Raw genomic sequence first — 12,739 nt, 5'->3', positions numbered from 1 at the left:
GCTTCACTCGGGCCGGTGAGCGAAAGCCCAGCGGGAACCATGCATTTGACCAAGAGTGCCAGGCCGATGGTATCGAACATCGTCTGATCAAGCCGGGAAGGCCGCAGACGAACGGCATGGTGGAGCGCTTCAATGGCCGCATCAGCGATGTGCTAGCGACAAGGCGCTATACCTCAGGAGAAGATCTGGAGCAGACGCTGAAACGCTATACGTGGCTATACAATCACCACATTCCCCAGAAGGCGCTGCACCATCAATCACCGATTGCGGTGATGAAGGAATGGCAGGCCAAGCGACCTGAGTTATTTACCAAGCGGGTGGTCAATCACACGGGACCCGACAGATAACGCCTGAAGACAGGAGCCTAGAGTGTGGCAGCGCCGCGCGCATCCACCCAACCCGGTTCGCCGCAACCTGGCTAGGGGAATCGGCTGGGTATGCAACGCCCTGCTCTTTGCCGCCGTGGTGATGATCCTACTGTTGCTGCTGGATGACCGGCTCTGTCAACAGCGACGACTTAAGATCCGGGTTCGGCCAAAAAGAGGTCATTCAGCGCGGGCTGATATAACGCAGAAGGCAGCAGCGTGTGTAACACGTCCGCTGGCCTGACTTGTTATTTGCACAGCTCACGCAAACTCCCGATGACTCGAGTGCCCTCGGGCGCAGATGAACCCTTGTTGGTCAACCAAATGGGCTGAATGCCAACGCGCGCAGCTGGCTCAACATCCTTAACCAAACTATCCCCCACCATAGCTACGCGAGGCGCACGTAAAGAAAACCGTCTTAAAATAGTTGGCAGGAATTCCGGGCTCCCTTTGGGGTGACCGACATTAGATTTACAGAAGTAGCCTGACACGAATTGATCTAACCCAACTCGAGCAAACGCCTGCTTTATCTCGGCTTCAGATGATTCCGCAGCACCAGTAGCGATATAGATGCTTGCTGACCGAGACAAACACCTAAGTGCCTCCTCTGCACCGTCAACAGCTTTAACTGTTTCCCAATCACACATTTTTCCCGGAGTTCCGGGGAAGTCGACCATTAGGGTGTCTCCCCAGTCGAAAAGATATACGTCTATCACCTAGCCTTCCTTGTGCATATAACGCCCGCGTAATGGTCTGGTTTGGAGCGCCAGCGGAAAACCAGTCCCAATTGACGCGCTTGTTAACTTTTTACTGCACTGACACATAAGTATCATTGTTGCGTGATATAGAAATATAGCCACTATCATCCTCACGTAGATAGGCATATTTAGGAGTAAGCAAAAGAAGTTTTCCTGCCTTTATTGTGTCACCGTTTTCCACCTTGTGAATTGAGGCCTGGACACTGCCGCCAACCCTAAAATTTTCTAAACCTGTTTTCACTATGTCCGATGTTACGTCAGTAAAGAAAATTGGTAATGTTGCGCTAGCAATTATTCCGAATAGTGGCGCAATCCAGTTTGAGATGACGTTCTTTAGCGGGTTGGCCATATAAGACGAGATAGCCACAGCAAAAATGAAACCTAAAGCAGATAGCCACAGTATTCTTTCTGGATTTCCAGATGAAAGACCGCTTGAGAACATGACCAGATGAAAAAATAGAGAAACCAGCACAAATACAGCGCCTAAAAACCACATTTCATTGGATTTAGAGGTCACTGCATTCCTAAATATGAGAATGAACCCCCACATGTATAGTGCAGATATAGTGATAAGAACAAATACCAGAAACACAAATGACTTGATTCCGAACAAACCACCCACAAAAACATCGTATGAAAAGAATTTTTCAACCTTCATATGGATTAGTAAAAGGTAAGCCGGATAGAAAGCAATCCACGATGCTGTTATGAAATAAAGAATACCTCTGACAATCAGGGAATAACCATCTGTCGAGACTCCCTCAGATAATTCGACTTTTTTACTCAAAAATCCATTTACACGAGATAGCACAAACTCTCCTTAGAAGTTAACTATTCAGCATTTCTTCGCCGTGCGGAGCATGGCGTATAAATGCCTGTTGGACTAAGCCGCCCATCAGACTGCTACACAGCTTCTATGGGGTATTGTATTGGCCGGTGTGCGGCCTGAGACGTCAGGTCGCGCGCTTGATATTCCACTTGAACGCGCACGCGCGTTCAACAATATTATGCTGCGCGCTAGAACACACCTCATCCTTTTGAAATTTATAGATATTAAGTATAATTCGGTAGTATAACACCAATCACCGTGCGTGCTGCATATCCCCAATGAACGTGCTCGCTGCCTTTTCCGGTATGGCCGCTTAGGGCCGATAGCGGCCATAAAAAAATCGGCATTCGTTCGGAAAATGGCTGAAAACCATTTCCCGAACGAATGCCGCCCAGCCGATGAGTAGTCGTGGAGCTTCGCTGCCATGTCGCGTTCCCTGCTTCCCTCAATCGTTAGAGGGTCGTTTTCCTTGCGATGGCCCCAGCCTAGCTCAATCAGCTTAGGGTCGCCATGGGCGAATCGTCGCGATCCGGCCCCTCATGAAAACGCCCCCTGCGAGTCGTATGATGAGAGAGCAACGTCACATTCAATGGAGGGAACGACGATGATCAGCGAGACCGACAAGCAGCACCTGGCGCGCTGCGTGGAGCTGGCCGAGGAGGCCCTGGAGGCCGGCGACGAACCGTTCGGCTCGGTGCTGGTGAGCGGCGACGGGGCGGTGCTGGTCGAGGACCACAACCATGTGGCCGGCGGCGATGCCACCCAGCACCCGGAGTTCTTCCTGGCCCGCTGGGCCGCGGAGAACCTGCCGCCCGAGGAGCGCGCCCGGGCCACCGTCTACACCTCCGGCGAGCACTGCCCCATGTGCGCGGCCGCCCACGGCTGGGTGGGGCTGGGCCGCATCGTCTATGCCAGCTCGTCCAAGCAGCTCGGCGGCTGGCTAAAGGCGATGGGCGTGGCCCCGCCACCCGTGAACACCCTGCCGATCCAGGAGGTGGTACCGAGCGCCACCGTCGAGGGCCCGGTGCCGGAGCTCGCCGAGCGGGTTCATGCGCTGCATCGGCGCCTGCACGGGGTCTGAGCCGGCAGCACGCCAAAGGCCGTCGGCGCTGACGCGCTGCGATGCCCGCCCCAGGTGATCGCGTCAGGCGTCGGAGCCAGCCGGACGCTTGAGCTGGCCGAGGATGCGGTAGTGATCGGGCCTCGCTTGGCTCGGCATACGTTTGCCCTCCTCGCTCCGGCTCTCTAGCCCTTCCGCCAGCCGAGCGGCGGCGGCCGAGGTGGCACCTTCAAGCGAGCGCGCCACGTCTCGGCGGGCCTCATCGATGCCGTCGCGCAGCCGGGCCTCGAAAGCCGGGCGATGGCGCGTCTCCTGCAGTTTCAGCAGGGCGAACTCACCGCCGACGAGCCCGGCCAGGCCCACGGCAGTGGTCGCCGCGCCCACCATCAGGGCGCCCGGGCCGGTGGGCGCGCTGACCGCCGCTGCGGTCCCGCCGCTTGCGAACGAGCGTGCGGCGCCGGCCCCCAGCCGCGCCGCCAGGGCACGCAGCGCTATCCGGCCGCTCTGCCCCGCGGCCGAGGCCGCGAGCCTGCGCGCCAGGGGCCGACCCGCCAGCAGGCCGAGGCCGCTGCCACCCAAGGCGGCCGAGCGCCAGCGACGGGTATCCAGCGCTGCCGGCAGCGTCTCTTGCATCTCACTATCCAGATCGAACGCCGGCGCCGCCTGCGTCTTCGCGTCGGCGACACGCCGTGGGGCGTAGCGTTCGAGAAGCCTCGCGCTCATCGCCTCAACCACGGCCCGCTGCTCGTCGGCCAGCCGCGCCGCATGGTCCACCTGGAGGTCGGCCAGGGCCGGCTCGATGCCGCTCGCCTCGATCAGCCGCTCGTGACGCTGCGCCTCGAGCCAGGCCGCCTGATCACCAGCGATGCCCATTGCGAGCCTCAGATAGCTGCCACGCAGGGAGAAGTACCAGTCGAGATAGCCCGGCACCGCCGCCTCCAGGAGCGCGAAGGCCTGCTCGAGGCGCGCCTGCGACCAGGGCGCCATGCGTGCGGCCAGCGTCGCCTCGGCCTCGGCGGCGAGTCTTGTCAGGTCGCGAGAGAAGGCGGCATGGGTCTCGGCATCCAGGGTCAGCGACTCGCCCGCCACGATCACCCGATAGAGCGACGCCTGGCTGCGCGCCTCGAGGACGCGGTGGCTGGCCTCGAACACGAGAAGCAGCAGGAGCACCACCAGGGCCGAGAGCGCCCAGCCGCGCCAGCGGAATGAGGGATCGAACGCGCGCCCATCAAGGCGGTGTGAGGCCTCGCCGGTGGCGTTCATGCGCGAGTCTCCCGATCGTTGGCCGCGGCGGGTTCACCCGTGGTCACGGTGTGGGGCGAACGGCCCTCGCGGCGCAGCGCCTCGGCGCCCACCAGCAGGCGGACATAGGCCCAGGCGACGGCGCCCTGGGTCAGCAGCAACACCAGCCAGCCGAGCATCGCCACGGGCGTGGCCAGGTGAAAGCGCTCCACGGCGTTCTGCATGGCCCACTGCCGGGTGAGCTCGGCGCTGGCGGCCAGCCGCTCGAAGAAGCCGAGCAGCGCCCTACCCTCGCCTCCCGGCAGGTGGCGGGCGATCGCCTCCTCCCAGCCAAGCCCGATCAGCCACGGCTGGGGCAGCCAGAGCGCCGCGAGCACTAGGGCCAGGGCGAGCAGCACGGCGGCCGGGAGCGTCACCAGGCGCCGCGTGACCGCCGGCAGATGCTCGGCCACGACGTGGCGAGAGAGTCGCCGCCGCAGGCCGTTTCTGGCCACCACCAGCAGCGGCAGCGCGGCCAGCAACAGGGGCCACTCCGACAAGGGCAGCAGGCGCAGGTCGACCAGCAGCACCAGGGCGAGCAGCGCGCCGACGAGCTGGTGGCGCAGCACCATCAGCGCGCCGCCCTGCAGCCAGCGCCGCCAGGGGGAGTCGTCGCGCAGGTACTGCCCGAGCCAGGCACGCCGCCGCAGCCGGGCGGCCTCAAGGCTGCCGGCCACGATCAGCTGGGTGGCCAGCACCCAGACCGGCAGGAACAGCACGCCAGCCCAGTCGTTGCTCGCAAGCGACCAGGCCAGCAGCACCAGCACCGCCAGGAACAGGTGGCCGTGGCGGTGCAGCAGCCTGCGACCTCGCACGCGCCTTGCCATCAGGCCAGCGGCGAGAAGGCCTGCTCGACGAACGCCTCGCAGCGGGCGCGCGCCGGCCGGTCCCTCAGGCCCGCCCAGTAGGCCTCGAACTCGGGCCGCCGCGGGATGGTGCCGAAGTGCATGCCCCAGCCGAGGTGGGAGCCGACGTAGACGTCCGCCGCGCTGAAGCTGTCGCCGGCGATATAGCGACGCCCGGCGACCGCGCCGGACAGGGCGTCGAGCACCGCCCAGACGTCGCCGCAGCCAAGCTGCACCTGCTGCTCGGGCGTGGGATGCACGCCCAGAAGGCCGAGCCCCAGGGCGGCCTCCAGCGGCCCGGCGGCGAAGAACAGCCAGCGGTAGTAGTCGGCCCGGTCGGCGGGCGGCGGCGCCAGCCCGGCGGTGGGAAAGACGTCGGCGAGGTAGGCGCAGATCGCGGCGGCCTCGGTGATCACCGCGTCGCCGTGGCGAATCGCCGGCACCTTGCCCATCGGATTGAGCGCCAGGTAGTCGGGCGACTTCATGGTGGTGCCGTACTCGAGCACCACGGTGCGGTAGGAGACGCCGAGCTCCTCGAGCATCCAGTGGACGATGCCGCCCCGCGAGAGCGGGTTGGTGAAAAAGATGAGCTCGGCCGGCTCGCGTGGCGCTGGCTCAGCCAGTGCCGCGGGCGGCAGCACGACGTCAGGCGACAGCACATAGCCCTGGCCGGGCGCATTGACCACCTCGACCCCCACCGCTCGCAGCGCAGCGACATCCTGGTAGAGGGTACGAAGGGTGATCCCCAGCCGCTCGGCAAGCTCTGGCCCGCCGATCGGGTCTGTGTGATGGCGGAGTTCACGGATCAGGTCTTGCAGGCGCGTCATTCGTGACATGGGCGGTTCCTCGTGCGCGTGGCAGTCTCTCGCCGCCTTAGTGTGCGTCGAGGCGATCATCATGCCTCTGGCCGCGTAGCGGTACCAGCCACACGGCCAAGCGTTTGCAAGCGGTACACGGAAGCGACATCAAGGGGGCACGATACAAGGCATGCCGCCTGTTGCTGGCACCCCCACGGCATTGCTTCCTGCCCGGCTCACAGCCCCTGGGCGCCTCGACGCAGCCAATCGTGCATGAAAACAAGCTTACGGCGGACCTGTTCGGACAGTACGAAGGGGTAGAGATCAGACAACCCCATCGCGCGATTGATGTGGTTGACCGCCATCACCTGGTGCGTCGCAACATGGATCAACTCCTCGGCATCTGCCTCCATGTAAGGATCCCACCCGAGGTGCGGCAGGTCAGAGGAGGACAGGCCAGCAGCCACAAAGCTATCGGCGATATCCGTGAGGTGCAGCAGGTGGGACGCGGTTTCGGCCCAGTCCTCGTGGGGGTGTGCCGCGGCATAGGTGCTGACGAAGTTCGAGCGCCAGTCGGGCGGTGGCCCATTATGGTAGTAGCGCTGCAGTGCCTCGGGATAGTCCTTCCGCTCGTCGCCGAACATGGCCCGGAAGGCCGCGAGAAAATCTTCCCGAAGGCTGAGACGCCACCAGAGCATGTGCGAGATCTCGTGGCGCATATGGCCGATCATGGTGCGATAGGGCTCTTCCAGGGCTTCTCGACGGGTCGTGCGCAGGACCGGGTCTGCCTCCGCCACGCTGATCGTCACCACGCCTCCGACATGCCCCATGGGCACCGGGGTCGGGCCCTCGGCCAGCATGTGAAACACCGGACGAGCGCCGGGGTCCTCGGGCCGAAACCAGTTCCAGCGTCCCAGATTGTCGAGGACCCAGCGCTTGGCGGCCTCGGTCTGCGCCCAGTTGGGCATGGCATCGGGAATGGAGGGATCCGGCGCCAGCTCGGTCATGGCGCAGGCGCGACAGAAGGCCCCCTGCTCGGGCGCGATCCAGTTGCAGCCGATGACCTCCCGGTTGGCGCAGAAGGGCGGCATGGTGATGAAGGCCCTGGCCTGCGGATCGTAGGCGACGGGCGTTCCGTCGGCAGTAGCAAGGTTGTCGAACCAGAGGGATCCGGCACCGACCGGGTTGGCAAAGACACGCATGAGGCACTCACTCCGCAATTTCCGCAAGGCATATGGCCCGACGCCTTACGATGCATCCTGCGCTTTTCATGCCTACCAATCAAACCGCCACCGCTGCAAGCCCAGGCGGTATCCAACGAGATCCCACGTAAAGAAAGCGGCGAGGGAGTTCCTCGCCGCCAGATACCGATCGCTCCCGATCGAGAGAGTGCTTGCTGGTGTGTCGTTACGTCATCAGGCCTCGAAGCCCAGGCCGAAGTCCTCGGCGCTGATCGCCATCAGCGATTCGGCGCCCGCCTCGATGGATTGCTTGTGCGCCCGGGTGCGCGGCAGCAGGCGCTGGTAGTAGAAGCGCGCGGTGTCGAGCTTGGCGCGGTAGAAGGCGGTCTCGTCACCCCCTTCGGCCAGTGCGGCGCGGGCCTGTTTGGCGGCCCGGGCGAAGAGATAGGCCAGGGTCACGTAGCCCGAATACATCAGATAGTCGACGCTGGCCGCCCCCACCTCCTCGCGGTCGGCCATGGCCTTCATGCCCACGCCCATGGTCAGCTCGCCCCACTCCTGGTTCAGCTTGGCCAGGGGACGCACGAACTCGGCGAGCTCGGCGTTGCCCTCCTCGGCCCGACAGAACTGGTGGATCTCCTTGGTGAACACCTTGAGGGTCTCGCCCTGGCTCATCAGCACCTTGCGGCCGAGCAGGTCGAGGGCCTGGATGCCGGTGGTGCCCTCGTAGAGACGGGTGATGCGCGCGTCGCGCACCAGCTGCTCCATGCCCCACTCCTGGATGAAGCCATGCCCGCCAAACACCTGCACCCCCTCGTTGGTGGCCTCGAAGCCGACCTCGGTGAGGAAGGCCTTGACGACCGGGGTCAGCAGGCCGAGCAGGGTCTCGGCGCGTTCCTTCTCGGCGGCATCGGTGCCGTGCTCGACCAGGTCGATCATCTGCGCGGTATAGAGCACCAGCATCCGGCCCCCCTCGGCGAACGCCTTCTGGGTCAGCAGCATGCGGCGCACGTCCGGATGGACGATGATCGGGTCGGCGGGCTTCTCCGGGGCCTTCGCACCGGCGAGCGCGCGCATCTGCAGGCGGTCGCGGGCGTAGCTCAGGGCGTTCTGGAAGCTCGCCTCGGTGAGGCCCAGGCCCTGGATACCCACGCCGATGCGCGCGGCATTCATCATGGTGAACATGCAGGCCAGCCCCTTGTGCGGCGCGCCCACCAGGAAGCCCCGGGCGGCATCGAAGTTCATCACGCAGGTAGCGTTGCCGTGGATGCCCATCTTGTGCTCGAGCGAGCCGCAGGTGACGCCGTTGCGCTCCCCAGGATTGCCGTCACCGTCGGGCAGGAACTTCGGCACCACGAACAGCGAGATGCCCTTGGAGCCCGCCGGGGCGTCCGGCAGCTTGGCCAGCACCAGGTGCACGATGTTCTCGGCCAGGTCGTGCTCGCCCGCGGAAATGAAGATCTTGGTGCCGGTGATATCGAAGGCGCCATCATCGGTGGGCACGGCGCGGGTCTTGATCAGCCCCAGGTCGGTGCCGCAGTGGGGCTCGGTCAGGCACATGGTGCCGGTCCAGGTGCCCTCGACCAGCTTGGTCAGGTAGGTGGCCTTCTGCGCCTCGGTGCCGTGGTGGCGCAGGGCGTCGGCGGCGCCGTGAGAGAGCCCCGGGTACATGCCCCAGGCCAGGTTGGTGGCGCAGATCATCTCGTTGAGCGCCATGCCGAGCGAGGCCGGCAGGCCCTGGCCGCCGTGCTCCGCCTCGGCGGCGAGCCCCGGCCAGCCGCCCTCCACGTACTGGGCGTAGGCCTGCTTGAAGCCCTTCGGCGCCTTCACCTCACCACCCTCCAGCAGGCAGCCCTCGCGATCGCCGCTCTGGTTCAGCGGCAGCAGCACCTCGCGGGCGAAGCGCGCGCCCTCCTCCAGGATGGCGCTCACCACGTCGGGCGTGGCCTCCTCGCCGCCCGGCAGGCGCGCGTAGTGAGCCGGATAGTCGAGCATCTCGTCCATCACGAAGCGAAGGTCACGCAGGGGGGCCTGATAGTCGGGCATCTCGTCTCTCCTGAAAGTCGGGCGCAGGAAGCGGCGGCGGCCGCTTTCAAACATATGTTTGAAAGTATCCACCCGACACTCATGAGTCAAGCGTTCGTTTTAATATCGGCACCAAACAAACAGTAGGGCGTTTCTGCCACGCCTGATAATACGACAAAGCCCCCACTGGACGTTTGATCCAGCAGGGGCTTTCGACCTCAGCGGCTGACACACGTGTCAGCTTGGCGGCTCGGCGCTTTCAGCTAGGCGCTGCCCGAAGGGCGTTACTGCATGCGGATACCACCGTCCAGGCGGATCACCTCGCCGTTGAGCATGGGGTTGGTGACGATCTGCTCGGCCAGGCGGGCAAACTCCGCGGGCTTGCCCAGGCGCTTGGGGAAGGGCACGGCGGCGGCCAGGGCCTGGGCGGCCTCGTCGGGGATCTCGCTCATCATCGGCGTCTCGAAGACGCCGGGGGCGATGGCCATCACCCGCACGCCGTGGCGCGAAAGCTCACGCGCCGCGGGCAGACTCATGCCCACCACCCCGGCCTTGGAAGCGCTGTAGGCGCACTGCCCCACCTGGCCGTCGAAGGCGGCGACGGAGGCGGTGTTGATGATCACCCCGCGCTCGCCATCCTCGCCGGGGGCGTTCTTGGCCATGGCGGCCGCGGCCAGGCGCATCACGTTGAAGGTGCCCACCAGGTTGATCTGGACGGTGCGGTTGTAGGCGTCCAGATCGGCGGGGTTACCCTCACGATCAACAAGCTTGCCCACGCTCACCACGCCGGCGCAGTGCACCACCCCGGCGAGGCCGCGCCCCTCGGAGAGGGCCACGGCGGCGTCGACGGCCGCCTGGATGTCGTCGCCGGAGGTGACGTCGCCGCGCACCGCGCGGGCCGCCTCCCCCAGCGTCTCGGCGTGGGCCTCGACCGCGTCGCTCAGGTCGCAGAGCACCACCCGGCCGCCCCCGGCGACCAGGCGTTCGGCGGTGGCCGCGCCCAGCCCGGAGGCGGCGCCGGTGATCAGGAAGGTATTGTCCTTCACGTTCATGCAGGTTTCCTCGATATCAGGTGGCCGATGCGGCGTCCGCCTTGTCTGAGGCGTCGGCGCGCAGTTTGAAGCGTTGGATCTTGCCGCTGGGGGTCTTGGGCAGCACGTCGACGAACTCGATCACCCGCGGGAAGGCGTGGGTCGAGAGCCGCTCGCGCACCTGCTGGCGAATCTCGTCAGCCAGCTCGTCGCTCGCCTCGAAGCCTTCGCGCAGCACCACGTAGGACTTGATGACCTCGCCGCGGATCTCGTCGGGCTGGCCCACGGCGGCGGACTCGGCGACCGCCGGGTGGGTCATCACGCTGTTCTCCACGTCGGTCGGGCCCACCCGGTAGCCGGATGTGGTGATGATGTCATCGTCGCGACCGGCGAACTGGAAGGTGCCGTCCTCGTTTCTGATCACCACGTCGCCGGTCAGATAGTAGCCCTCGGCGAAGGGGTGCTTCTCCTGCCAGGTGTAGCCGGCGAAGAAGTGTGCCGGGGAGTTCTCGATGTCCACGGCCAGCACGCCCGGCTCCCCCGGCGGCAGCTCGTTGTATTCGGCATCGAGGATCGCCAGGCGGTAGCCGGGCATCGGCACCCCCATCGCGCCGACGTGCTTGGGGTGGCCCAACGCGTGGTGGTTGTTGCAGGTCATGCCGGTCTCGGTCTGACCGTAATGGTCCATCACCGGGCAGCCCAGCGAGCGCTCCACCCAGGTCACCACCTCGGTGTTGAGCGGCTCGCCGGCGGAGCTCGCCGCGCGCAGCTCGAGGGTCTGGTGGGCATCGTCGAACAGCCCAGAGGCCTTCATCAGGCGATAAGCAGTCGGCGCGGCGGCGAAGTTGGTGATGCGGTGGCGCTTCATGAAGGCTAGCGCCCCTTCGGCGCTGAAGCCCGCCTCGCAGAAGTGGGTGGTCACGCCCAGCAGCAGCGGGCCGGCGATGGCGTAGTAGAGGCCGTAGGCCCAGCCCGGATCGGCCATGTTCCAGAAGCGGTCGCTGTCGCGCAGGTCGACGGCGAGCTCCATGTAGAGCGCGAAGGCCGGCATGGCGGACAGCGGTACCGCCACGCCCTTGGGCTTGCCCACGGTGCCGGAGGTGAACATCTGCAGGAAGGGCGCCTCGCGGGGCAGCCGCGGCGGCGCGGCCTCGAGCGGGGCGTGGGCCATCGCCTGGACCCAGTCCCGGTCGTTGGCGTGCTTGGCGTCGGGGCCGCCCACGGCGAGCACCGGCGGGCACTGGGTCAGGCCGTCGAACTTGAAGCGGTTGGCGTGATCGGTGATCACCAGCTTGGTATCGGCTCGGCCCAGGCGGTAGTCCACGGCATCCGGGCCGAAGGCGGTGAACAGCGGCTGGTAGACCGCGCCGATGCGCCAGGTGGCCACCACCGCCACCAGCAGCTGCGGCGTGCGCGGCAGCATGCAGGCGATGCGATCCCCCGCGCCCAGCCCCTGCTCGACAAACCAGCCGGCGAGACGGGCGCTCTGGGCCTCCAGCTCGGCATAGCTCAGGGTGGTGACCTTTCCCTGGGCATCCTCCTGGATCAGTGCCGGCACCTCCCCCGGCCGGCGCGCACATGGCGAGCGCAGCAGGACTCGAAGGCGTTGGCACGGCCGTCGCGATGATCGTCGAGACGCGCGATGACCTCATCGACGGAGAAGGACTCGAGATAGGTCGCGTAGTCGGTCGGGGATGGCGCGGATTGGGTGCTCATGGTCTGCCCTCTTGCGGATTGTGATTGTTGTAGTGGCAAACGGTGACGACCATGAGACTGGCCGGTCGCTGGCGTGGATACGCCCTCTTCCGATTGCCAAGCAGTTAACGTAAGCGTAAACCTAGCAAGCGCTCGGTACACGCTAGTGGCAACCGGGGAAGGGGGCAACCCCTGAGCGACAAGAAGGGACTAGACGATGGTCGAGCGGGGCGGAGCGATGAAGCGGCGCACCGCCCGAGGGATCACGCGGGACGCTGGGTGATCATGGCGACCAGCTCATGGGCCAGGTCGTCCGGCGAGCGCGGCCCGGCGGGGTCGTACCAGCGCACCGTCCAGTTCAGCGCGCCCATCACGAAGCGCGAGACCAGGAAGCGGTCGCCATGGATCAGGCCGGCCTCCAGCGCCTCGTCGATCACCGCTTCCCAGAGCGCCTCATAGGCATCGCGCAGATGGCTCAGGTGATCGCGGGCCTCGGGCTCGAGGCGGCGCCACTCGTAGAGGGCGACCACGTGGGCGTTGCGGTCGGTGAGCAGCGTCTCCAGGTGCGCCCGGGCCATCGCCTGCAACCGTGCCTCGGGCGTGTGGTCACATGACTCGAGGGCCGCCCTGGCGATGACCAGGGCATTCTGGGTGCCCGCCTCGATCACCGCCGCGAGAATCTCCTGCTTGTCGCGAAAATGGTGGAAGAGGCTGCCGGACTTGATCCCCATCTCCTGGGCGAGCATGCGCACCGTCGTTCGATCGAAGCCCTCCTGGACGAACAACTGGGCGGCCTGGCGGGTCAATTCCTTGCGGCGCGGAGAGTCATTCATTACATTCATTGGGATTTACACTAGCGCTTGCTTGGTTGA

General features: G+C 65.1%; 11 protein-coding genes and 1 pseudogene. 2 read left to right on the top strand and 10 right to left on the bottom strand.

Going from position 1 to position 12,739, the window contains the following annotated elements; genetic code table 11:
* Positions 1-347, top strand: a 347-nt coding sequence (locus BM388_RS11925) for an integrase core domain-containing protein (RefSeq protein ID WP_139233936.1), incomplete at its 5' end; no start/stop codon positions are given.
* A 266-nt stretch (positions 348-613) separates the two neighbouring features.
* Here BM388_RS11925 and BM388_RS11920 read toward each other — a convergent pair.
* Both BM388_RS11920 and BM388_RS11915 read right to left on the bottom strand, forming a co-directional pair.
* Positions 614-1,042, bottom strand: coding sequence for an HAD family hydrolase (locus BM388_RS11920; RefSeq protein WP_217641065.1), 429 nt, complete (start codon positions 1,040-1,042; stop codon positions 614-616).
* A 130-nt stretch (positions 1,043-1,172) separates the two neighbouring features.
* A complete protein-coding gene (locus BM388_RS11915) occupies positions 1,173-1,934 on the bottom strand; it encodes a hypothetical protein (protein ID WP_089850429.1) in 762 nt (253 codons plus the stop codon).
* Between the two features lie 622 nt (positions 1,935-2,556).
* Here BM388_RS11915 and BM388_RS11910 point away from each other — a divergent pair.
* A complete protein-coding gene (locus BM388_RS11910) occupies positions 2,557-3,033 on the top strand; it encodes a nucleoside deaminase (protein WP_089850427.1) in 477 nt (158 codons plus the stop codon).
* A gap of 63 nt (positions 3,034-3,096) precedes the next feature.
* Here the strand turns inward: BM388_RS11910 and BM388_RS11905 are convergent, their stop codons facing one another.
* The 8 genes and pseudogenes from BM388_RS11905 to BM388_RS11870 form a co-directional block, all read right to left on the bottom strand.
* The gene (locus BM388_RS11905; RefSeq protein ID WP_089850425.1) at positions 3,097-4,275 is read right to left on the bottom strand and encodes a hypothetical protein; all 1,179 of its coding nucleotides are present in this window, start codon (positions 4,273-4,275) and stop codon (positions 3,097-3,099) included.
* The gene (locus tag BM388_RS11900; protein ID WP_139233935.1) at positions 4,272-5,108 is read right to left on the bottom strand and encodes a hypothetical protein; all 837 of its coding nucleotides are present in this window, start codon (positions 5,106-5,108) and stop codon (positions 4,272-4,274) included. The genes BM388_RS11905 and BM388_RS11900 overlap by 4 nt, the downstream gene beginning before the upstream one ends.
* An 11-nt stretch (positions 5,109-5,119) precedes the next feature.
* Positions 5,120-5,974, bottom strand: coding sequence for an HTH domain-containing protein (locus tag BM388_RS11895; RefSeq protein ID WP_089850421.1), 855 nt, complete (start codon positions 5,972-5,974; stop codon positions 5,120-5,122).
* Positions 5,975-6,171: 197 nt separating this feature from the next.
* Complete coding sequence (locus BM388_RS11890) at positions 6,172-7,137, bottom strand: zinc-binding metallopeptidase family protein (protein WP_089850419.1); 966 nt, start codon at positions 7,135-7,137, stop codon at positions 6,172-6,174.
* Between the two features lie 213 nt (positions 7,138-7,350).
* Positions 7,351-9,162, bottom strand: a complete 1,812-nt coding sequence (locus BM388_RS11885) for an acyl-CoA dehydrogenase C-terminal domain-containing protein (RefSeq protein ID WP_089850418.1) — start codon at positions 9,160-9,162, stop codon at positions 7,351-7,353.
* Between the two features lie 263 nt (positions 9,163-9,425).
* Positions 9,426-10,193, bottom strand: coding sequence for an SDR family NAD(P)-dependent oxidoreductase (locus BM388_RS11880; protein ID WP_089850416.1), 768 nt, complete (start codon positions 10,191-10,193; stop codon positions 9,426-9,428).
* Positions 10,194-10,209: 16 nt separating this feature from the next.
* A pseudogene (locus tag BM388_RS11875) lies at positions 10,210-11,888 on the bottom strand (AMP-binding protein).
* Between the two features lie 242 nt (positions 11,889-12,130).
* Complete coding sequence (locus BM388_RS11870) at positions 12,131-12,700, bottom strand: TetR/AcrR family transcriptional regulator (RefSeq protein WP_089850414.1); 570 nt, start codon at positions 12,698-12,700, stop codon at positions 12,131-12,133.
* Positions 12,701-12,739: the final 39 nt, after the last annotated feature.

It is taken from the genome of Halomonas saccharevitans, assembly GCF_900116405.1.
GTDB lineage: Bacteria > Pseudomonadota > Gammaproteobacteria > Pseudomonadales > Halomonadaceae > Halomonas > Halomonas saccharevitans.
The sequence above is the reverse complement of the archived record's forward strand: the minus strand, read 5'-3'. Positions and strand labels throughout refer to the sequence as shown.

What these genes read in the sequence shown, in the direction of transcription:
- BM388_RS11885 (WP_089850418.1), bottom strand. Translation starts at nt 9,162, where the DNA reads ATGCCCGACTATCAGGCCCCCCTGCGTGACCTTCGCTTCGTGATGGAC.
- BM388_RS11920 (WP_217641065.1), bottom strand. Translation starts at nt 1,042, where the DNA reads ATGGTCGACTTCCCCGGAACTCCGGGAAAAATGTGTGATTGGGAAACA.
- BM388_RS11910 (WP_089850427.1), top strand. Translation starts at nt 2,557, where the DNA reads ATGATCAGCGAGACCGACAAGCAGCACCTGGCGCGCTGCGTGGAGCTG.
- BM388_RS11905 (WP_089850425.1), bottom strand. Translation starts at nt 4,275, where the DNA reads ATGAACGCCACCGGCGAGGCCTCACACCGCCTTGATGGGCGCGCGTTC.
- BM388_RS11880 (WP_089850416.1), bottom strand. Translation starts at nt 10,193, where the DNA reads ATGAACGTGAAGGACAATACCTTCCTGATCACCGGCGCCGCCTCCGGG.
- BM388_RS11895 (WP_089850421.1), bottom strand. Translation starts at nt 5,974, where the DNA reads ATGTCACGAATGACGCGCCTGCAAGACCTGATCCGTGAACTCCGCCAT.
- BM388_RS11890 (WP_089850419.1), bottom strand. Translation starts at nt 7,137, where the DNA reads ATGCGTGTCTTTGCCAACCCGGTCGGTGCCGGATCCCTCTGGTTCGAC.
- BM388_RS11870 (WP_089850414.1), bottom strand. Translation starts at nt 12,700, where the DNA reads ATGAATGACTCTCCGCGCCGCAAGGAATTGACCCGCCAGGCCGCCCAG.